The 19,023-nt window shown below is 68.0% G+C and carries 19 protein-coding genes; 12 read left to right on the top strand and 7 right to left on the bottom strand.

Features of this window, described 5'->3' with window-relative positions; all coding sequences use genetic code 11:
- Positions 1-52 precede the first annotated feature (52 nt).
- The gene (locus AC3IS2_RS02135; RefSeq protein WP_489199032.1) at positions 53-802 is read left to right on the top strand and encodes a YbhB/YbcL family Raf kinase inhibitor-like protein; all 750 of its coding nucleotides are present in this window, start codon (positions 53-55) and stop codon (positions 800-802) included.
- Between the two features lie 121 nt (positions 803-923).
- On the opposite strand, the gene AC3IS2_RS02130 is transcribed toward AC3IS2_RS02135, so the two are convergent.
- Entirely contained in the window at positions 924-1,619 is a 696-nt protein-coding gene (locus AC3IS2_RS02130) for a winged helix-turn-helix transcriptional regulator (RefSeq protein ID WP_489199031.1), read from the bottom strand.
- 57 nt (positions 1,620-1,676) lie between these two features.
- On the opposite strand from AC3IS2_RS02130, the gene AC3IS2_RS02125 reads away from it, so the two are divergent.
- The 4 genes from AC3IS2_RS02125 to AC3IS2_RS02110 all read left to right on the top strand — a co-directional run bounded on the left by AC3IS2_RS02125 (position 1,677) and on the right by AC3IS2_RS02110 (position 3,597).
- The gene (locus AC3IS2_RS02125) at positions 1,677-2,102 is read left to right on the top strand and encodes a VOC family protein (protein WP_489199030.1); all 426 of its coding nucleotides are present in this window, start codon (positions 1,677-1,679) and stop codon (positions 2,100-2,102) included.
- A gap of 64 nt (positions 2,103-2,166) precedes the next feature.
- Entirely contained in the window at positions 2,167-2,658 is a 492-nt protein-coding gene (locus AC3IS2_RS02120) for a VOC family protein (protein ID WP_489199029.1), read from the top strand.
- Between the two features lie 143 nt (positions 2,659-2,801).
- The gene (locus AC3IS2_RS02115; RefSeq protein ID WP_489199028.1) at positions 2,802-3,149 is read left to right on the top strand and encodes a DUF1428 domain-containing protein; all 348 of its coding nucleotides are present in this window, start codon (positions 2,802-2,804) and stop codon (positions 3,147-3,149) included.
- Positions 3,150-3,333: 184 nt separating this feature from the next.
- On the top strand, positions 3,334-3,597 hold the full coding sequence (locus tag AC3IS2_RS02110) for a DUF2798 domain-containing protein (protein WP_489199027.1): 264 nt from the start codon (positions 3,334-3,336) through the stop codon (positions 3,595-3,597).
- Positions 3,598-3,658: 61 nt separating this feature from the next.
- On the opposite strand, the gene rpoD is transcribed toward AC3IS2_RS02110, so the two are convergent.
- Positions 3,659-5,593, bottom strand: a complete 1,935-nt coding sequence (gene rpoD, locus AC3IS2_RS02105; protein ID WP_489199026.1) for an RNA polymerase sigma factor RpoD — start codon at positions 5,591-5,593, stop codon at positions 3,659-3,661.
- Between the two features lie 75 nt (positions 5,594-5,668).
- The gene (gene dnaG, locus AC3IS2_RS02100) at positions 5,669-7,561 is read right to left on the bottom strand and encodes a DNA primase (protein WP_489199025.1); all 1,893 of its coding nucleotides are present in this window, start codon (positions 7,559-7,561) and stop codon (positions 5,669-5,671) included.
- Positions 7,562-7,666: 105 nt separating this feature from the next.
- Here dnaG and AC3IS2_RS02095 point away from each other — a divergent pair, with 105 nt between their 5' ends.
- The gene (locus AC3IS2_RS02095) at positions 7,667-8,311 is read left to right on the top strand and encodes a hypothetical protein (protein WP_489199024.1); all 645 of its coding nucleotides are present in this window, start codon (positions 7,667-7,669) and stop codon (positions 8,309-8,311) included.
- Positions 8,308-8,601, top strand: a complete 294-nt coding sequence (locus tag AC3IS2_RS02090; protein WP_489199023.1) for a transcriptional regulator — start codon at positions 8,308-8,310, stop codon at positions 8,599-8,601. Before AC3IS2_RS02095 ends, AC3IS2_RS02090 begins: the two co-directional genes overlap by 4 nt.
- A 4-nt stretch (positions 8,602-8,605) precedes the next feature.
- Here the strand turns inward: AC3IS2_RS02090 and AC3IS2_RS02085 are convergent, their stop codons facing one another.
- Positions 8,606-9,742 (bottom strand): patatin-like phospholipase family protein, encoded by a 1,137-nt coding sequence (locus AC3IS2_RS02085; RefSeq protein ID WP_489199022.1) that lies wholly within the window; start codon positions 9,740-9,742, stop codon positions 8,606-8,608.
- A 197-nt stretch (positions 9,743-9,939) separates the two neighbouring features.
- Here AC3IS2_RS02085 and AC3IS2_RS02080 point away from each other — a divergent pair, with 197 nt between their 5' ends.
- The gene (locus AC3IS2_RS02080) at positions 9,940-10,206 is read left to right on the top strand and encodes a hypothetical protein (RefSeq protein ID WP_489199021.1); all 267 of its coding nucleotides are present in this window, start codon (positions 9,940-9,942) and stop codon (positions 10,204-10,206) included.
- A gap of 79 nt (positions 10,207-10,285) precedes the next feature.
- On the top strand, positions 10,286-10,750 hold the full coding sequence (locus AC3IS2_RS02075) for a PAS domain-containing protein (protein WP_489199020.1): 465 nt from the start codon (positions 10,286-10,288) through the stop codon (positions 10,748-10,750).
- 3 nt (positions 10,751-10,753) lie between these two features.
- Here AC3IS2_RS02075 and AC3IS2_RS02070 read toward each other — a convergent pair whose 3' ends face one another.
- The 3 genes from AC3IS2_RS02070 to AC3IS2_RS02060 form a co-directional block, all read right to left on the bottom strand.
- Positions 10,754-11,713 carry a hypothetical protein gene (locus AC3IS2_RS02070; protein WP_489199019.1) on the bottom strand — a complete coding sequence of 320 codons (960 nt, stop codon included), beginning with the start codon at positions 11,711-11,713 and terminating at the stop codon, positions 10,754-10,756.
- 1 nt (position 11,714) lies between these two features.
- On the bottom strand, positions 11,715-12,887 hold the full coding sequence (gene carA, locus AC3IS2_RS02065) for a glutamine-hydrolyzing carbamoyl-phosphate synthase small subunit (RefSeq protein ID WP_489199018.1): 1,173 nt from the start codon (positions 12,885-12,887) through the stop codon (positions 11,715-11,717).
- 95 nt (positions 12,888-12,982) lie between these two features.
- Complete coding sequence (locus AC3IS2_RS02060; RefSeq protein ID WP_489199017.1) at positions 12,983-14,278, bottom strand: amino acid permease; 1,296 nt, start codon at positions 14,276-14,278, stop codon at positions 12,983-12,985.
- 238 nt (positions 14,279-14,516) lie between these two features.
- Between AC3IS2_RS02060 and AC3IS2_RS02055 the strand changes: the two genes are divergently transcribed.
- From AC3IS2_RS02055 to carB, 3 genes are all read left to right on the top strand, one after another.
- Positions 14,517-15,221 carry an HAD family hydrolase gene (locus AC3IS2_RS02055; protein WP_489199016.1) on the top strand — a complete coding sequence of 235 codons (705 nt, stop codon included), beginning with the start codon at positions 14,517-14,519 and terminating at the stop codon, positions 15,219-15,221.
- 162 nt (positions 15,222-15,383) lie between these two features.
- Entirely contained in the window at positions 15,384-15,659 is a 276-nt protein-coding gene (locus AC3IS2_RS02050; RefSeq protein ID WP_489199015.1) for a hypothetical protein, read from the top strand.
- A 10-nt stretch (positions 15,660-15,669) separates the two neighbouring features.
- Complete coding sequence (carB, locus tag AC3IS2_RS02045) at positions 15,670-18,969, top strand: carbamoyl-phosphate synthase large subunit (RefSeq protein WP_489199014.1); 3,300 nt, start codon at positions 15,670-15,672, stop codon at positions 18,967-18,969.
- Positions 18,970-19,023 lie beyond the last annotated feature (54 nt).

The raw sequence follows: 19,023 nt of genomic DNA, 5'->3' as shown, positions 1-19,023 counted from the left end.
GATCCCCGCCGCCGCACGTTTCCTCCCTGCGCGCCTCGCAGGGAGATTGCATATGGCCCAGTCGCATCCCGGCCCTTCGGGCCAGTCCATCGCCTTCATGAAGGTCCAGCCCTATCAGGGCGGCGGGCTGGTGCTGACCTCGGACGCCGCCGACGTCGACGGCTGGCTCAGCGCCGAACACAGCCTGGCGGGCGACGCCACCTCGCCGCCTCTGGCCTGGAGCGGGCTTCTGGAGGCCGAGACCTACGCCCTGATCGTCGAGGATCCCGACGCCCCGCGCGACGAACCAACCGTGCACTGGATGGTCTGGAACATTCCCGGCGCCCTGACCGCCCTGCCCGCCCATGTCGAGCCTGGCCCGCGCCCGGAGTCCGTGCCGGGCGCCGTTCAGGGGCGCAACAGCCGAGGCGAACACGGCTGGCTGGGCATGGCGCCGCCGCCAGGAAGCGGGCCGCACCACTATCATTTCCAACTGTTCGCCGTGGACCGCCAGCTCCAGCTGTCGCCCGAGACCCCGCTGGCGGAACTGGTCAATGTGCTGAAGGGCTCGACCCTCGCCAAGGGCGAACTGATCGGGCTGTATCAGGCCTCCGGCGGGATCGGCGACGCCCCCTCCCCGGCCCGCACAGGCTCCTACGGGGTCGACCCGGCCACGGACCACGCCACCCGCGCCGAGATCGCGGCCGGACGTGGCCCCCTGGACGCGGGCGACATCGACCGCCACGCCTCGCATGACGCCGACGGCGTGGTGCGTCCGCGCGGCGGCGAAGCGCCCGACCCCAAACGCCCCTTCCGGCTCTAGAGCCTGATCGGTTGAGGAGGAATCGCTTCGCGATTCCGCCGACGCCGTGAATCAGGCTCTCTGCATGATGCTGGAGCGAATATCTGGGTTGGAATGCGAGCGCATTCCAACCGATTTCGCTCTAGGCTCCCGCCTTCTCCGGCAGGTGGAAGAAGTCGATGAAGCGAGCGAACACATCGCGGTCGCCCTCGATGGTCATCGCCCCCTCGCCTTCCAGCGCCTCGAGCGGAACCTTGCCGTAGACGGCGGCGGCCACGACCGCGGGCGGCGAGGCGCGCACCACCACGTCGCAGCCCTCGACCTCGCCGCGCCGGGCCTCGATCCGCCCCTCGGCTACGGTCACAAGCATGCGGTCCTCGTCCAGGGCGAAGCCCAGGCGCATCGCGGCCTCGCCCGCCCGCGCGGGATCGAACATGGTCTCGAACGACTGCATGATCGAGACGGCGCTGATCGGCAGGGTGGGGTCATGCTGCGGCGAGCGCGCCGCCCAGCGGCCCAGCACCATGAAGACCGGCTTGATCTCATAGCCCCAGTCGGTCAGCTCATAGACCTGGACCGAGGCGGGCGGCGGCAGCTTGCGGCGCTGGACGATGCCCGAGGCCTCCAACCCCTCCAGCCGCTGGGTCAGGACGTTGGCCGACAGGCCGCACAGGTCATTGCGCAGATCGCTGAAACGCCTCGGCCCCATCATGAGTTCTCTGATGACCAGCAACGCCCAGCGCTCGCCGACCAGGTCGAGGCCGTGCGCCGCGCCGCAGGCGTCGTGATAGCGCCGCGACCGGCCGGGAAACTCGTTAGTTATCTTTTCTAACTTCATGGTTGACTAACATAACACAGCAATGCAAGACTTCCACCATCAGAGAGGGAGAACACCATGAACAAGATGATTTTCATCAACTTGCCCGTCACCGACCTGCCCCGTTCGGTCGCCTTCTACGAGGCCGTCGGCGCCGTGAAGAACCCGAAATTCTCCGACGACACCGCCGCCTGCCTGGTGTTTTCCGACACCATCCACGCCATGCTGCTGACCCACGAGAAGTTCGCCAGCTTCACCGACCGCGCCATCCCCGACGCGAAACGGACGGCCCAGATGCTGATCTGTGTCTCCGAAGACAGCCGCGAGGCCGTGGACGCCGTGCACGAACGCGCCGTCAAGGCGGGCGGTCAGGCCGACGCCATCGCGGTCCAGGACTACGGCTTCATGTACAGCCGCGCCTACGCCGACCCCGACGGCCACATCTGGGAAGTCATGTGGATGAACCCGGCTGCAGCCGAACAGGGTGTTGAAGCGTTCGCCTGACGACGCTCCCCATCCGGCGTCGGCCGCATCCTCGCGGCGACGCCTGAAACCCGAGAGAGGCGCGATGACCGACAAGATCATTCCCTGCATCTGGTACGACCTGGGCCAGGCGCGAAAGGCCGCCGAATTCTACGTCTCGCTGGGCCTGCCCGACAGCCGCATCGACCGCGTCGTCGCCAGCCCCGCCGACAATCCGTCCAATCCCGAGGGCGCCGAGCTGGTGGTCGAGTTCACCCTGGCCGGACGGCGCTATACGGGCCTGAACGGCGGGCCGACCTTTCCGCAGACCGAGGCCGTCTCCTTCATGATCATGACCGATGATCAGGCCGAGACCGACCGCCTGTGGGACGCCATCGTCGGCGCCGGCGGCCAGGAGAGCGCCTGCGGCTGGTGCAAGGACCGCTGGGGCGTGAACTGGCAGATCACCCCGCGCCGCCTGATGGCCTTCTTCGACGACCCCGACCCTGCCCGCGCCAAGGCCGCCTTCGAGGCCATGATGACGATGACCAAGATCGACATCGCCGCCCTGGAAGCCGCTGCTGACAAGATTGGGTAGCCGGCAAAGCTAAGCCGCCCGCCCTGTCGCTTTCTACCAAGCCTACGCCCGCGCCTTACTCGACTATCCGTTCCCCCGCCCCTCATGCAGCGAGCCGCCGCGCGGCGAGCGATAGGGGCTCAACCTCCGAAGGAGAAACCAATATGTCCTACATCACGGGCTTCCTGACCCCGGTGAAGAGCGAGAACAAGGACCGCTATATCGAGTCCGCCCGCAAGGCCTGGCCCCTGTTCCAGGGCTATGGCGCCACGGCCCAGATCGAGAACTGGGGCGTGGACGTGCCGGACGGCAAGCTGACCAGCTTCCCCATGGCGGTGAAGCTGGAGGACGGCGAGGTCGTGGTCTTCTCCTGGCTGGTCTGGCCGGACAAGAAGACGGCCGACGACGCCTGGGCCAAGATGCAGGAAGACCCCGCCATGGCCAACATGGACATGCCCTTCGACGGCAAGCGCATGATGTGGGGCGGCTTCGAGACCGTGTTCCAGAACTGACGGACTGAGCGAAACGGACGACCTTGCGCGCGCAGATCGCTCGCGCTAGGTCGTCCGTGCCTTCGCTTGCGAAGGCCGTAAGCGTCTCACGTCAGGCAACGCATCCCTCCGGTCTCGGCCGGAACGTCCCGTTCGCGGGCGGATGCATGCGGCCGACGACCTCATTTGATGAGACTGCTTTTCCATGAGCCACCCCTCCTTCATGACCCTGCGCCGCCTCCCGGCGCGTTACGCCGCCCTGGTGACGCCGCTGGTGCTGTCGCTGCTGATGACCTTTGTCGTCTCGGCGGTCGCCACCCTGCGCAGCCTCGGCTTCAGCCCTGCCTTTCCGGCGACCTGGATGTCGGCCTGGGGGCTGTCCTGGCTGATCGCCTTCCCCGTCCTGCTGATGGTGCTGCCGCTCGTGCGCCGCGTCGTCGGCCTGATGGTCGAGCCGCCTCAGTCCTGATCGCCAAAGAAAAGGGGCGGCCCCGTCGGAGCCGCCCCTGCTTGTTCGCGTGCCGTCCTGATCAGCTGTCCAGGAAGGACCGCAGCTTCCGCGACCGCGACGGGTGCTTCAGCTTGCGCAGGGCCTTGGCCTCGATCTGACGGATGCGTTCGCGGGTCACGCTGAACTGCTGGCCGACTTCTTCCAGGGTGTGGTCGGTGTTCATGCCGATGCCGAAGCGCATCCGCAGGACCCGCTCCTCGCGCGGGGTCAGCGACGCGAGCACACGCGTCGTGGTTTCGCGCAGGTTCGACTGGATGGCGGCGTCGATCGGCAGGACGGCGTTCTTGTCCTCGATGAAGTCGCCCAGGTGGCTGTCTTCCTCGTCGCCGATGGGGGTTTCCAGCGAGATCGGCTCCTTGGCGATCTTCAGGACCTTGCGCACCTTCTCCAGCGGCATGGCCAGCTTTTCGGCCAGTTCTTCCGGGGTCGGCTCGCGGCCGATCTCGTGCAGCATCTGACGGCTGGTGCGGACGATCTTGTTGATCGTCTCGATCATGTGCACCGGGATGCGGATGGTCCGCGCCTGGTCGGCGATCGAGCGGGTGATCGCCTGACGGATCCACCAGGTGGCGTAGGTCGAGAACTTGTAGCCGCGGCGGTACTCGAACTTGTCGACCGCCTTCATCAGGCCGATGTTGCCCTCCTGGATCAGGTCCAGGAACTGCAGGCCGCGGTTGGTGTATTTCTTGGCGATGGAGATGACGAGGCGCAGGTTGGCCTCGACCATTTCCTTCTTGGCCTGGCGGGCTTCGCGTTCGCCCTTCTGCACCGTCTGGACGATGCGGCGATAGTCGTCGATCGGCAGGCCGGCCTCGGTGGCCACGGCGGCGACGTCGCCGCGGATCTGGGCGATCTGGGTCGCTTCATTGTCGCTGAACTTGGTCCAGCGCACGCCCATCTCCTTGACGCGTTCCGACCAGTTCGGGTCCAGCTCCGAGCCGAAGTAGGCTTTCAGGAACTCGGGACGCGAAATGCCGTAGCTGTCGGCCAGGCGCAGCAGGCGGCCTTCCAGACCGATCAGGCGCTTGTTGATGGCATACAGCTGCTCAACCAGGGCCTCGATGCGGTTGTTGTTCAACTTCATCGTCTTCAGACGATCCGAGATCGTCTTCGTCAGCGTCTCGTAGGCCTTGTGGTCCTTGGCGCTGAGCACCTCGCCCTTCAGGCGGGCCTCGACCAGCTTGTCCTGCAGCTTGCGGAAGCCGCCGAAGTCGCCCGCGATCGCGTCCAGCACTTCCATGACGCCGTCGCGCAGCTCGGCTTCCAGGGCCGAGATCGACATGCCGCCGCCGTCGTCGAAATCGTCCTCGTCGTCATCCTCGCCTTCGCCCTCGGGCTTCTCGGCGCCGGGCGCGGGGGCCTCGCCGGCCGGGGGCTGGTTGTGCGGCAGGGACGAGGGATTGAGGATGCCGTAGGTGGCGTCCAGGTCGATGACTTCGCGCAGCAGGATGCGGTTGTTGGCCAGTTCCTCGCGCCAGACCATGATGGCCTCGAAGGTCAGGGCGCTTTCGCACAGACCCGAGATCATGGCGTCGCGGCCGGCTTCGATCCGCTTGGCGATGGCGATTTCACCCTCGCGGCTCAGCAGTTCGACCGAACCCATTTCGCGCAGATACATGCGCACGGGGTCGTCGGTGCGGTCATAGGCGGCCTTGGCCGGGGCCTCGGCCACCGAGGTCTCGGCGGCGGCGGCCACGTCGGTGCCGGTCGATTCCGCGGCGTCTTCCTCGGCCTCGACGACGTTGACGCCCATTTCCGACAGCATGGCCAGGGTGTCTTCGATGGCGTCCGGGGTCACTTCCTCGGACGGGAGGACCTTGTTCAGCTCCTCCATCGTGACATAGCCGCGCGCCTTGGCCTGCTTGATGAATTTCTTGACGCCGGCGTCCGTCAGATCGAGCAGGGGCCCGTCGGTATTGGCTTCGGCGTCCTGCGTCTCGGTCTGCGCGCTCATTCAGTCAGTCTCCACGACCGCTCGGGGGTGATCAGTCCCCTGCGGCGAAAATACAACGCCCGACAACTTCGTTAGTTACGAAGAAGCCGCGTCTTCCCAAATCGTTCCGGTCTTGATGGCCCGTCGCAAAGCATCGCGCTCGGCTTTCACCAGGGTGAAGGCCGAGTTGTCGAACGCCCTGTGGGCATCCGACTTTGCTGACGCCAGCGCCTGCTCCAACGCCGCTACGCGGGTCAGAGCGTCGAACGCCTGCGACCACCGGATCCTCGCCTCGCCGAGGGGCTTGTCTGCAGCCAGGAATGGCGCGCCGGACTTTGCCGCCGCCTTCTCGACCTCGTGCATCAAGGCATCATGACCCGAGTGGGCCAGATGGCGTCGGATCGCGGCAGAGTCAAGGCTCTGGCCCGAAAACCGTAGCCGGACCAGTTCCTGGGCCAGTCCGTCCAGCGCCGGGTCGCCGAATCCGTGCCGGGCGATGGCCTCCAGATGGTCGTCCATCCGCTCGGGATCATCGACCGCGCCGTGGGCCAGGGCGGCGGCCACCGGCTCGATGGAGCGGAACAGGGCGTGCATGGCCTGGGCGCCCTCGGTCGTCTGGCCCAGCTTGGGCGGCGGGCCGCGCCAGCGGCCTCCGGGACCGGGGCGTCCGCCCTGCTGGTAGGCTTGCTGGCCCTGCGGCTGTTGCGACTGGCGCGGGAACAGGGCGTCGAAGCGCTCGAACAGGTCGCGGCGGTACTGCTCGGCCAGGTCCTTGTCCTGAATGGCCGACGCCGCCTGACGCAGCCGCCCTTTCAGCCCCGCCTTGCGCTCGGGCGTGTCCAACGGCTCGGCCTCGGCCTCGCGGCGGAACAAGACCTCGACGAAAGGCCGGGTCTCGCTGAGGGCGTGGCGCAGGGCCGGCGCCCCCTTGTCGCGCAGGATGTCGTCCGGGTCCTGGCCCGCGTCCAGCAGGGCGAAGCGGAACGACCGGCCCGATTTCAGCAAGGGCAGCGACCGCTCGATCGAGCGATAGGCGGCCCGCAGCCCCGCCGCGTCGCCGTCGAAGCACAGCACAGGCTCGGCCGACACGCGCCACAGACGCTCCATCTGCTCTTCGGTCAGGGCCGTGCCCATGGGCGCCACGGCCGGCAGGCCCGCCCGCTGGCAGGCGATGACGTCCATATAGCCTTCGACGACGATGACGCCCTGCTCGCCCCGGCTCTCGGCCCCCAGGATGCGGCGCGCCTCGGGCAGGCCGTAGAGGGTGGCGCCCTTGTGAAACAGCGGGCTTTCCGGCCCGTTCAGATACTTGGCCCGGTCGTCCGGGTTCATGGCCCGCCCGCCGAAGCTGACGATCCGCCCGCGCGCGTCCAGAATGGGGAACATCAGCCGGTCGCGGAACCGGTCATAGGGCTGGCCGCCGCTCTCGGGCGCGATCAGCATCCCGGCCTCGACCAGATCGCCGGGCTTGGCCCCGCGCTGGATCAGGGCGTTCTTCAACCCCTCGCGGTCGTTCGGGGCGTAGCCCAGACCGAAGCGCTCCCACTGATCCTCGGGCAGGCCGCGTTTTTCCAGATATTCGCGCGCCGCCTTGCCGACCGAGCGGCGCAGATTGGCGGCGAACCATTTCTGGGCCAGGTCCATCCAGTCGGTCAGCCCCTGCTTCTTGGCCTCGCGCTCGGCCGACTGCGGGTCCTCGGCGGGAAGCTGCATCCCCGCCTCGCCCGCCAGCCGCTGCACCGCCTCGACGAAGCTGAGCCGCTCAGTCTCCTGCAGGAAGCTGATGATGTCGCCGTGCTTGCCGGACGAGAAGTCGTGGAAGAAGCCCTTGTCGTCGTTGACGAAAAACGACGGCGACCGCTCCTTCGAGAAGGGGCTGAGGCCGACATACTCGCGCCCCTGACGCTTGAGCTTCACCGTCCGCCCGATCACGTCGGACGGCCGAAGGCGGGCCTTCAGTTCTTCAAGGAAACGATCGTCGAAACGCACGTCCCATCCTTAGCCTCCGCGAAGGCCTGACGCGAGGGGGCTTGACTCGACTACTTTATAATTAAAAGTAATCACGCATTCATTCGGCACCCGGGAGACCCGCACATGTCCGATACCTCGCCCGCCAACGCCGCCGCAGACCTGGCCTATCTGAAACGCCTCGCCGCCGCCGGACGCGGCGAACCGGCGCCCTTCCTGCTGCTGATGGCTGTGTTCGGCGGGGCCTATGGCGGCGTCCTGCTGTCGCTTTTCGCCCTCCATGCGCTGGAGCCGAACTGGATGCACGCCGGGACCCGCGGCCCATTGTTCGAAATCTTTCGCTGGTCGTTCGTCCTCGCTCACGGCCTGTTCCTGCTGACCGCCCTGTGGACGGCCTGGCGCACGCTCGGTCCCAAGCGGGTCAAGCTCAGCCGGTCGGCGTCGGCCATCTGGTCCGCCGCCTTTGTCGCGCTGGTTGTCGTGGTGGCCGCCTTCCGCATCTACAGCCGAAGCGAACCGGCGACTGATCAGATCTACACCACCTATATGATGCCGCCGGTCCTGCTGGTCCTCTGGGGCTGCGCCTGGTGGGTCACGGCGATCATGAGCCAGAGACGCTGGCTGTTCGCCGTCGCCGTCGGCAGCTTCATCGGCGCGGTGGCGATGGCGGTCGTGGGCAACAGCCCCCCCATTCTGCCGCTGGCCGCCGTCTGCCTGCTCCTGCTGGCCTGCCTTCCCGCCATCGTGCTGATGCTCGAGCGGCGGCGGTGACGCCGCAGCCCACGACGCCCGACCCCCTCCTCGAAAATCGGGTCCGGGCGGGCGTCCTCGCCTTCCTGTCCGATCGCGGCCTCGGCGACTTCACCGAACTGGCCCTCGCCCTCGACATTCCGAACAACGCCCTGTCCTCCCAGTTGTATCGACTGGAGGCCGCCGACTACGTGCGGCTGGAAAAGGGCTTTCTCGGTCGTCGGCCCCGGACCCGCGTCCGCCTGACCGCAACCGGGCGCGCCGCCTGGGAGGCCTATCTGGCGGGGCTGGAGGCAGACCTGCGGCGCTGACTGCCTATTTCCACGCCTCGCCAGAACGGCCCAGGGCCTCGCCCAGATCATAGACGGCGATCATCGAGGCCTGGTTGAAGTCCAGGCTGTTCGCCCCGTCGAAATCCTCGGGGATGGCGGCGACGTGGAACTCCAGCCCGTTGCGGCTGGCGAAGGCGCGGTTGGCGGCGATGGTGGCGCGCAGCTGACCGCCCAGCACCGCGTCCAGGCTGCGGGTCAGCACCGGAATGGCGGCGTCGCGGGTGACGGCGAAGCGCGGCGCGTCCTTGCCGTTGACCACGACGTGCAGGCGCGCGCCCTGGAACACCCCGGCTGCGTCGTCCCAATTCCACATCATCTGCGGCAGGGCGACGAAGGGGTTCATCACCCCGCCGTCGACGTGCATCTCCTCGAACACGGCGCCCTGCCCCTGCGAGCGGATCATCACCGGAGGAAAGGCGCCGGGAATGCTGGCCGAGGCGATCAGCACGTCGCGGAACAGCGCCAGCGCCTCCGGCCCGCCGCGCTCGGCGATGGCGCCCATGTTCCAGATCACGCCCCGCTGGGCGTCCAGATCGGTGGTGGCGACCAGCAACACCCGCCCCTTGGCGTGCTCGGCCGCGATCTCGGCCAGCAGGGCCTCGTCGATATGGCTCTCGACCAGTTGGCGCAGCGGCTCGCCGCTGAACACGCCCGACCCGACCAGAGCCCGCACGCCCCGGCTTTTCAGCAGGCCCGTCGCCTGACCGCCGGTATAGGCCTCCTTCAGCCGCGCATCCCAGCGCGGGCCGAGGAAGACGAAGGGCGCGGCCAGAGCCCCGGTCGACACCCCCGTCACCACCTCGAAGTCCGGCCGCTTGCCGCTGGCGGTCCAGCCGTTGATCAGGCCAGCGGTGAAGGCGCCGTTGGCCCCGCCGCCGGACAGGGCGATCAGGTCGAAATGCCCGTCCGCCCCCTTGGGCACGCCCTCGCTCAATTGCTGCTCGATCCTCTGCGCCGCCGCCTCGTCCTCGACGGAGAAGCGGACGTGGGGAAAGCCCACGGGCGCGGCCGCGTCGCGCTCGTTCAGGCCGAAGTCGCTGCGCGCCCCGCTGGCGCAGGCTGACAACAGCAGACCGGCGCTCAGGACGACGGCCGCCGTCCGCATCAGACCGAAACTCATGGGCATCCTCCAAGGCGGAGGCAGCATAGGCGGTATCCATGACAAGAGGAAAAGCCCATCGCCCGCAAAGCCGCGTTAGGATTTGCTTAACCAAGAAGGCCGCCACGGCCCCGCCATCGTCCGAATGCGAACGAAATCGCGCGCGACAACAAGCTTATCCACAGCCTGTGGATTGATTCGCTTTACGGAAGCCCCTGATGTTCATCGCCATCGCCCGTCCGGCGGTGGAGCCCCAAGGCCCCGACGCCGTCGCCGTCCCCGGCTCCCCCGCCATTCCCGCCCTGACGCCCCGCGCCCTGCACGCGCGCCTGCTGGACAACGCCGCCGCGCGCCGTCGTCGCGGACAGGAGCGCAGGTCGGCCTGCCGGTCCGAAGACGCCGCCTACTGGATCTCGGCGGCGCCGATGGCGGTGCGCAAGGCCTGCGAACTGCGACGGCATTCGACTTTCGTCTACCTGCCCTGAGCCTTTTGCAACCGCACGAATTACAGAAAAATTCAGAGATTGCGCCCACACCGACACGACGTTCTTTCTGAGTTTCTCGATGCCCGACCCTACGCCGCTGCATACCCCCTTCCTTCGCCCCTTGCTGGAGCTCATGGCGGAACAGTTGGGCGGCGCCGTCATCCTGCATGGCGCGCCTACGGGTCAGATTCTGATGGTGGCGGGCGGCGTTCCGGGCCTGGGCATCCCCGACCCTGTCGGCGCTCGACCGGACGCCTACGCCGACCGGTTCCAAGTCTTCGCCCAGGACGGCTCCGTCGCCAGGATGGAGGCCCTGCCCGTCGTGCGGGCCATGACCACGGGCGAGCCGATCACCGACGAGGTCTGGCTGCTGAGCGCCGGCGCCGAGCCCGTGCCGGTCTTCGTCGATTCCTATCCGCTGAAGGACGAGGGCGGCGCCGTCATCGGCGTGATCGCCACCGCGACCGACCCCAAACGCTGGAGCCAGCGCGCCGACCGGCTCAAGCAGTCGATCTCGGTCCGGGGCCGCTTCGGTCGAGACTGAGGCTCAGCGCAACTCCGGTAGGCGCCGCATCAGGGAATCGCGCAGCTTGCGCCGACGCTCGGCCGAGGATTTCGGGCGGACGCGCTCGCGATGCTCCATCCCCCCGCCCCAGCGCGCGTGCATGGCCGCCGCCAGCGCCGGATGCCGGTCGTGCTGGTGGACGATGGGGCTGACGCTTCCGTCGGGGTTGAGGATGCGGCCGTCCTCTACGCGCAGAGCCTCGCCCGGCGTCAGGCCCAGCGTCGCCACCCGGCCGTAGTTGGCAAGGATCTCGCCCTCGACCAGACCCAGGTGCACGGCGATGTTGCACGCCGCCTGGTCGGCCCCGAAGGCCCCGCCGATTTCCGAGCGCGGCACCGCGGCCAGCATCAGCAGGGTCCGGCAGAACCGGATCATGGCCTCGCGCGGCCCCATCACCGTGCCGACGCAGACGCAGGGCTTGTCGGCCAGGGCGCGTGCGATGTCCTCGCCACCGACGCCGCGTAGATACTTCATGTTGAAGGCGTGGTCGGCCAGAACGCCGTCGGCGTATTCGTTGAAGAACTCCAGCCCCCGGGGCTGCGGCGCGAACGGCGCGGCCTGGAACACCACGTCGCGCACGTCGGTCAGCAGGACGTTGCGCGCCTGCGGCCGCTCGCTCATCAGCCGGTCGAAGGCGGCGAAGCGCGCCACCACCGGGTGCGGCGCCCAGGTCTCGACCATCGCCGGCGCCGCGGCCTCGATGCGGTGCTCGGCCAGGAAGGCCAGCAGCTCCGGCTCCTGGTCCACGATCAGAACCACAGGCCCGTCGAACACGGCCCGCAGCGAGCGCACGAAGGGCGCCACGTCGGCGGCGTCATAGCCCGTGGCGTAGCCCAGGATCAGGTCGTCCGTCGGCGCCGAGGCCGCGGGTTTCCCGCGCCCGCCGAGCATCGCCCCGGCGAGCCAGCCCAGATACGCCGACTTCGCCGCGGGAGCCGTCATCTCAGGCCTTCATCAGGTCGGCGAAGCGGTTGAACAGATAGAGACTGTCCGTCGGTCCGGGCGAAGCCTCGGGGTGGTGCTGGACGCTGAACACCGGCTTGTCCTTCAGGGCGATGCCGCAGTTGGTGCCGTCGAACAGGCTGACGTGGGTTTCGACCACGGCGTCGGGCAGGCTGTCGCGGTCCACGGTGAAGCCGTGGTTCATCGACACGATCTCGACCTTGCCGGTCGTCAGATCCTTGACCGGATGGTTGGCGCCATGGTGGCCCTGTTCCATCTTGACGGTCTGGGCGCCGAGGGCGATGGCCAGCATCTGGTGGCCCAGGCAGATGCCCATCAGGGGCTTGCCGCTGGCGACCAGCTTCTGGATTTCCGGCACGGCGTATTGGCCGGTCGCGGCCGGATCGCCCGGACCGTTCGACAGGACCACGCCGTCAGGATTGCGGGCCAGGATGTCCTCGGCCGAGGTCGTGGCCGGAACCACGGTGATCTTGGCGCCGGTCGAGGCCAGGGCGCGCAGGATGTTGCGCTTCACGCCATAGTCGACGACCACCACGTTCTTGTCGGCGGCTTCGACGCGCGGATAGCCGGCGGGCCATTCCCAGACGCCCTCGTTCCAGTCGAAGGCCTGCAGCGTCGAGGCGTCCTTGGCCAGGTCCAGGCCGACCAGGCCGGTCCAGGCCTTGGCCTGGGCCACCAGGGCCTCGAGGTCGAACTGGCCGTCCGGATGGTGGGCGATGACCGCGTGGGGGGCGCCCTTGTCGCGGATGATCTTGGTCAGGGCGCGGGTGTCCACGCCCGACAGGCCGACCACGCCGCGGCGTTTCATCCAGGCGTCGAGGTCGCCGCCGGCGCCCTCGGTCGCGCGCCAGTTGGCCGGATCGGTGGGGACGTCGCGGAAGATGGCGCCGCGCGCCGAGGTCCCGGAACCGTCGCCGACCTGCTCCACGTCCTCGACGTTGACGCCGACGTTGCCGACGTGCGGGAAGGTGAAGGCCAGGATCTGGCTCATGTAGGAGGGGTCGGTCAGGATTTCCTGATAGCCCGTCATGGCGGTGTTGAAGACCACCTCGCCGAGGGCCGTGCCGACGGCGCCGACGCCGATGCCCTGCAGGATGGTGCCGTCAGCGAGCGCGAGGACGCCAGTGGCGCCGGACAGAATCTGGGTCGTCATGGCGCAGGCTCCTAACAATGAATACGGGCAGACAAACGGCGGCGTGACTAAAGAGATGCAGGGGCGGGGTCAACCGCCCTTGGACCTTACGCCCCTTAAACCTTCTGGCGCTTTCGCACCCAGATCCAGGCCAGGCTGGTCAGGGCGAAGAATCCGACGCTAGGCAGGATGTAGTCCCCCGCCGCCGCCGCGACGGCGAAAATCGAGAAGACCACGCCGCCGACCGCCAGCAGCCGCCAGCCCGTCTTCTTCGTCAGCTTCCACAGCGTCAGGGCGCACAGGGCGTACATGCACAGGGTCAGGACCGAGGTGACGCCGATCAGCTTCTCGAACTGCTCGTTCAGCTTGGGCTGGGTGCTGGCGATGACCATGACGCTCATGATGACGCAGTTCAGGATCGGATTGCTCAGCGGCGCCTTGCCCTTCTGCGCCCCGCCGAACCAGCGCGGCAGCCAGCCGGCCTCGGCGGTGCTGCGCGCCGTCTCGCCCGCCAGCATGGTCCAGCCGGCGATGGTGCCCAGCACCTTGATGACGGCGCAGGCCGCGACCAGACCGGCCACGGACGAGCCCATGACCCGCGCCACCAGATCGGCGTAGGGGCTGGTCGAATGAACCAGGACATCGGCCGGGATGACGCCGAAGACGGCGATGCTGGCCGCCACATAGACGATGAAGGCCAGGACGACGCCGCCCAGCGAGGCGCGGCCCACGTCCACAGCCGGGTTCTTGACCAGGCTGGACAGGGCGGCGGCGCTCTCGACGCCCAGGAAGGCCCAGAAGATGATGACCAGCGACGCCGGCACGGATTTCAGCAGCGGCTGATCGCCCGGGCTCCACGAGCCGGCGAAGGTGTCGCCGCTGAAGGCCATGGCCCCGGCGATGATGGCCAGAACAATGGGGATCAGGCCCAGACCCAGGGTGATGGCCCCGAACCGCGCCGCCGTCCGCGCGCCCGAAGCATAGGCCGCCGTCGTCAGCCAGATCAGCGCCAGATTGCTGACCATGCCCCACAGCGGCGCCTTCAGCACCGGGAAGAAGAAGGCCAGATAGCCGGTCCCCGCCACCGCCAGGGCCACATTGCCGCTGAGGCAGGCGGCCCAGTAGGCCAGCCCCGTCTGATAGCCGAGGAAACGCCCCAGCCCGCGCCGGGTGAAGTCCGACAGGCCGTCGGCATCCGGCTGCATCCGCCCCAGACCGCCGAACACCAGGGCCAGGGTCACGGCCCCCACGCCGCAGATCAGCCAGCCGATGATGCTGCTGCTGCCCGTCGGCGCCAGGGTCGCCGGCAACAGATAGACGCCCGACCCGATCATGTTCCCGGCCACCACCAGGGCGGCGAGCGCCCATCCGATGCGGTGCGGCGGGTCAGGCAGGATTTCCGTCTGGGTCATGCGCGCCGCATAGACCGAAATGTCGCACCCGTCGCGGGGTAATGCGGCCTCCCCTTCCCTCACCGTCATCCCGGAAGCGGCGCAGCCGCTATCCGGGACCGCAGGAAACGCTGACGGCGGCGCCCTGGGCGGTCCCGGCTCTCCGCCCTCGCTAGCGCGAGCGCTGCGGCCGGGATGACGGCGCGGGCGTGCGTCGGCGGATGTGCTAAAGCCCCGCCGAAGATTCTGGAGCCTCCCCATGACCATCACCACGGTCGGCCTCGATGCCGACGACACCCTCTGGCACAACGAGACCATCTTCCGCCTGAGCCAGAAGCGGTTCGTGGACCTGCTGGCCGACCACGCCGACGAGCCGGTGATGATGGAGCGCCTGTCGGTGGTCGAGCGCCGCAACCTGCGGCTCTACGGCTACGGCGTGAAGGGCTTCACCCTGTCGATGCTGGAGACGGCGATGGAGCTGTGCGACGGCGCCGCCCCGCCGCATGTCGTCCGCGAGATCCTGGCCGCCGGTCGCGAGATGCTGGCCCACCCGGTCGAGACCCTGCCCGGCGTGGACGAGGTGCTGGCCGACCTGTCCGAGAAATACCGTCTGGTCCTGATCACCAAGGGCGACCTGATGGATCAGGAGCGCAAGCTGGCCGCCTCGGGCCTGGGCGACCTGTTCGCCGCCGTCGAGATCGTCTCGGAGAAGGACCGCTCGACCTATGACCGCGTCTTCGCCCGCCACGGCACCGGCGCGGCCGAGGCCGTCATGGCCGGCAACTCGATGAAGTCCGATGTCCTGCCCGCGCTGGAGGCCGGCGCCTTCGCCTGCCACATCCCCTACGAGATCACCTGGGCGCATGAACTGGCCGACGCGCCGGAGAACCACCCGCGCTACGTCTCGCTCAGCCGCATCGGCGAACTGCCCGACTGGATCGCCGCCATCGACCGCCAAGGGTAATCCCCAACCGCCTCATTCTGGCCCTTGCTCCCCCGGCCCCTCGTCTCTAAACGGACCGCTTAACCGACAACCTGAACGGATCGGTCGCGGGGGCTCGCCCTGCGTCCGGTTTCTTCGCGCGCGTGGAGCCCTGCGCTGACCAGTCATGAGGAAAAGGATGCTATGGTGCGCGCTGCTCTGGCCGAGCAGGGCGACAGCGGGATCACCCCGCGCCATACGCTGTTCTATTTTTATGGCGAAGGCGACCACGGCGACCTCAACGAGGTGGCCCGCCGCGCCGGGTTTCTGACACGGGGCCAGGACGACATGACCGTCCTGGAAACGACCATAGCGGTCGACGAGGCGTCGTTTTCGCCTGTGTCGGCCATGATGCAAACCTGGGCCGCGGCCTTCCAGCTCGACTACGACGGCTGGGAGTGCGCGGTCGTGACGAACTGAGTAGCAGCCGATGCCCAAGCGCACAGACATCCAGTCCATCCTGATCATCGGCGCCGGCCCGATCGTCATCGGCCAGGCGTGTGAGTTCGACTATTCCGGCGTTCAGGCCTGCAAGGCGCTGAAGGCCGAGGGCTACCGGGTCATCCTGGTCAACTCGAACCCCGCCACCATCATGACCGACCCGGAGGTGGCCGACGCCACCTATATCGAGCCGATCACCCCGGACATCGTCGAGAAGATCATCGCCAAGGAGCGCCCCGACGCGCTGCTGCCGACCATGGGCGGCCAGACCGCGCTGAACACGGCCCTGGCCCTGAACGCCTCGGGCGCCCTGGCCAAGTACGGCGTCGAGATGATCGGCGCCAAGGCCGAGGTCATCGACAAGGCCGAGGACCGTCAGAAGTTCCGCGACGCCATGGACAAGCTGGGCCTTGAATCGCCCCGCTCGCGCGCCATCCACCATATCGAGGAAGCCGACGAGGCCCTGGCCTTCGTGGGCCTGCCCGCCATCATCCGCCCGTCCTTCACCCTCGCCGGCACCGGCGGCGGCATCGCCTATAACGTCGAGGAGTTCCACGAGATCGTGGAGCGCGGCCTGGACCTGTCGCCGACCACCGAGGTCCTGATCGAAGAATCGGTCCTGGGCTGGAAGGAATACGAGATGGAGGTCGTCCGCGACACGGCGGACAACTGCATCATCATCTGCTCGATCGAGAACATCGACCCGATGGGCGTCCACACCGGCGACAGCATCACCGTCGCCCCGGCCCTGACGCTGACCGACAAAGAATATCAGCTGATGCGGACGGGTTCGATCAACGTCCTGCGCGAGATCGGCGTCGAGACCGGCGGCTCCAACGTCCAGTGGGCGATCAACCCGGCCGACGGCCGCATGGTCGTCATCGAGATGAACCCGCGCGTGTCGCGCTCCTCGGCCCTGGCCTCCAAGGCCACCGGCTTCCCCATCGCCAAGGTCGCCGCCCGTCTGGCCGTCGGCTACACCCTGGACGAACTGACCAACGACATCACCCAGGTCACGCCCGCCTCGTTCGAGCCGAGCATCGACTATGTCGTCACCAAGATTCCGCGCTTCGCCTTCGAGAAGTATCCGGGCTCGGAACCCCACCTGACCACGGCCATGAAGTCGGTCGGCGAGGTCATGGCCATCGGCCGCACCTTCCAGGAATCGATGCAGAAGGCCCTGCGCGGTCTGGAAACCGGCCTGAACGGCTTTGACGAGATCGAGATCGAGGGCGTCGCCGACGCCGACGACGACGCGGGCGCCCGCGCCGCCGTCATCCGCGCCCTGGGCAAGCCGACGCCGGACCGCATCCGCGTCATCGCCCAGGCCTTCCGCCACGGCCTGACGGTCGAGGAGGTCCACGGCGCCTGCTTCTACGAGCCGTGGTTCCTGCGTCAGATCGCCGACCTGATCCGCACCGAAGGCCATGTCCGCGTCCAGGGCCTGCCCGCGACCGACATCGACTTCCGCAAGCTCAAGGCCAAGGGCTTCTCCGACGCCCGTCTGGCGGCCCTGACCGGCAAGACCGAGGCCGACGTCCGCGCCGCCCGTCGTCACCTGAACGTCCGCCCGGTGTTCAAGCGCATCGACACCTGCGCCGCCGAGTTCGCCTCGGCCACCGCCTATATGTATTCGACCTATGAGACCGGCGCCCTGGGCCAGATCCCCGAGTGCGAGGCCGAGCCGTCGGACAAGAAGAAGGCCATCATCCTCGGCGGCGGTCCCAACCGGATCGGCCAGGGCATCGAGTTCGACTACTGCTGCTGCCACGCGGCCTTCGCGTTTGCGGACATCGGCGTCGAGTCGATCATGGTCAACTGCAACCCCGAGACCGTCTCGACCGACTACGACACCTCGGACCGCCTCTACTTCGAGCCTCTGACCGAGGAAGACGTGCTGGAGCTGATCGACGTCGAGCGCTCGAAGGGCGACCTGATCGGCGTCGTCGTCCAGTTCGGCGGCCAGACCCCGCTGAAGCTGGCCCACGCCCTGCAAGAGGACGGCGTGCCGATCCTGGGCACCAGCGTCGACTCCATCGACCTGGCCGAGGACCGCGAGCGCTTCCAGCAGATGCTGCAGGCCATCGGTCTGCAACAGCCGCCGAACGGCCTGGCCCGCAGCGCCGAGGAAGCCGCGCAGAAGGCCGAGGAAGTCGGCTATCCCGTCGTCCTGCGTCCCTCCTACGTCCTGGGTGGCCGCGGCATGATGATCGTCCACGACCGCGAGCAGCTGGACCGCTACGTCCATGAGGCCATGCGCGTCTCGGGCAGCGATCCGGTGCTGATCGACCACTATCTGAACCGCGCCACCGAGGTGGACGTCGACGCCCTGTGCGACGACGAGACCGTCTTCGTCGCCGGCGTGCTGGAACACATCGAGGAAGCCGGCGTCCACTCGGGCGACAGCGCCTGCTCCATGCCGCCCTTCTCGCTGCGTCCCGAAATCGTGGCCGAGCTGAAGCGCCAGACCACCGCCATGGCCCAGGCCCTGAAGGTGCGCGGCCTGATGAACGTGCAGTTCGCCATCGAGGAACCGCACAGCGAGAACCCGCGCATCTTCGTCCTGGAAGTGAACCCGCGCGCCTCGCGGACCGCACCCTTCGTCGCCAAGACCATCGGCCAGCCGATCGCCGCCATCGCCGCCAAGGTCATGGCCGGTGAGAAGCTCGCCAGCTTCGGTCTGGTGGACAATGAGCTGGACCATATCGCGGTCAAGGAAGCCGTCTTCCCCTTCGCCCGCTTCGCCGGGGTCGACACCATCCTGGGCCCGGAAATGCGCTCGACCGGCGAGGTCATGGGCCTGGACTGGAAGCGTGACGGCGAGGCCGATCTGGCCCCCGCCTTCGCCCGCGCCTTCGCCAAGTCGCAGATCGGCGGCGGCACCGTCCTGCCGACCGAGGGCAGCGCCTTCGTCTCGGTCAAGGACGCCGACAAGCCCTTCATCCTGGACGCAGTGAAGTCGCTGCTGGCCCAGGGCTTCTCGGTCGTCGCCACCTCGGGCACCCACGACTATCTGACGTCGCAGGGCGTCGAGGTCGGTCTGGTCAAGAAGGTGCTGGAAGGCCGTCCGAACATCGTCGACGCCATGAAGAACGGCGAGATTCAGCTGGTCTTCAACACCACCGACGGCAAGCAGGCCCTGGCCGACAGCTTCTCCATCCGCCGCACGGCCCTGATGATGAAGATCCCCTACTACACCACCGCCGCCGGTTCGCTGGCCGCGGCGCAAGGGATCGCCGCCATCCGCCACGGCGACCTCGATGTCCGCCCGGTGCAAAGCTACAACTAAGAAGCGGCCTCAAGCCCCAGACAAAAGCCCCCAGCGTTCCGACGCCGGGGGCTT

This window comes from Brevundimonas sp. KH_025, assembly GCF_057839885.1.
The sequence above is the reverse complement of the archived record's forward strand: the minus strand, read 5'-3'. Positions and strand labels throughout refer to the sequence as shown.

What these genes read in the sequence shown, in the direction of transcription:
- AC3IS2_RS02125 (WP_489199030.1), top strand. Translation starts at nt 1,677, where the DNA reads ATGAACAAGATGATTTTCATCAACTTGCCCGTCACCGACCTGCCCCGT.
- AC3IS2_RS02135 (WP_489199032.1), top strand. Translation starts at nt 53, where the DNA reads ATGGCCCAGTCGCATCCCGGCCCTTCGGGCCAGTCCATCGCCTTCATG.
- AC3IS2_RS02130 (WP_489199031.1), bottom strand. Translation starts at nt 1,619, where the DNA reads ATGAAGTTAGAAAAGATAACTAACGAGTTTCCCGGCCGGTCGCGGCGC.
- AC3IS2_RS02110 (WP_489199027.1), top strand. Translation starts at nt 3,334, where the DNA reads ATGAGCCACCCCTCCTTCATGACCCTGCGCCGCCTCCCGGCGCGTTAC.
- AC3IS2_RS02060 (WP_489199017.1), bottom strand. Translation starts at nt 14,278, where the DNA reads ATGACCCAGACGGAAATCCTGCCTGACCCGCCGCACCGCATCGGATGG.
- AC3IS2_RS02050 (WP_489199015.1), top strand. Translation starts at nt 15,384, where the DNA reads ATGGTGCGCGCTGCTCTGGCCGAGCAGGGCGACAGCGGGATCACCCCG.
- AC3IS2_RS02120 (WP_489199029.1), top strand. Translation starts at nt 2,167, where the DNA reads ATGACCGACAAGATCATTCCCTGCATCTGGTACGACCTGGGCCAGGCG.
- AC3IS2_RS02075 (WP_489199020.1), top strand. Translation starts at nt 10,286, where the DNA reads ATGCCCGACCCTACGCCGCTGCATACCCCCTTCCTTCGCCCCTTGCTG.
- rpoD (WP_489199026.1), bottom strand. Translation starts at nt 5,593, where the DNA reads ATGAGCGCGCAGACCGAGACGCAGGACGCCGAAGCCAATACCGACGGG.
- carA (WP_489199018.1), bottom strand. Translation starts at nt 12,887, where the DNA reads ATGACGACCCAGATTCTGTCCGGCGCCACTGGCGTCCTCGCGCTCGCT.
- AC3IS2_RS02080 (WP_489199021.1), top strand. Translation starts at nt 9,940, where the DNA reads ATGTTCATCGCCATCGCCCGTCCGGCGGTGGAGCCCCAAGGCCCCGAC.
- AC3IS2_RS02095 (WP_489199024.1), top strand. Translation starts at nt 7,667, where the DNA reads ATGTCCGATACCTCGCCCGCCAACGCCGCCGCAGACCTGGCCTATCTG.
- carB (WP_489199014.1), top strand. Translation starts at nt 15,670, where the DNA reads ATGCCCAAGCGCACAGACATCCAGTCCATCCTGATCATCGGCGCCGGC.
- AC3IS2_RS02085 (WP_489199022.1), bottom strand. Translation starts at nt 9,742, where the DNA reads ATGAGTTTCGGTCTGATGCGGACGGCGGCCGTCGTCCTGAGCGCCGGT.
- AC3IS2_RS02055 (WP_489199016.1), top strand. Translation starts at nt 14,517, where the DNA reads ATGACCATCACCACGGTCGGCCTCGATGCCGACGACACCCTCTGGCAC.
- AC3IS2_RS02070 (WP_489199019.1), bottom strand. Translation starts at nt 11,713, where the DNA reads ATGACGGCTCCCGCGGCGAAGTCGGCGTATCTGGGCTGGCTCGCCGGG.
- AC3IS2_RS02115 (WP_489199028.1), top strand. Translation starts at nt 2,802, where the DNA reads ATGTCCTACATCACGGGCTTCCTGACCCCGGTGAAGAGCGAGAACAAG.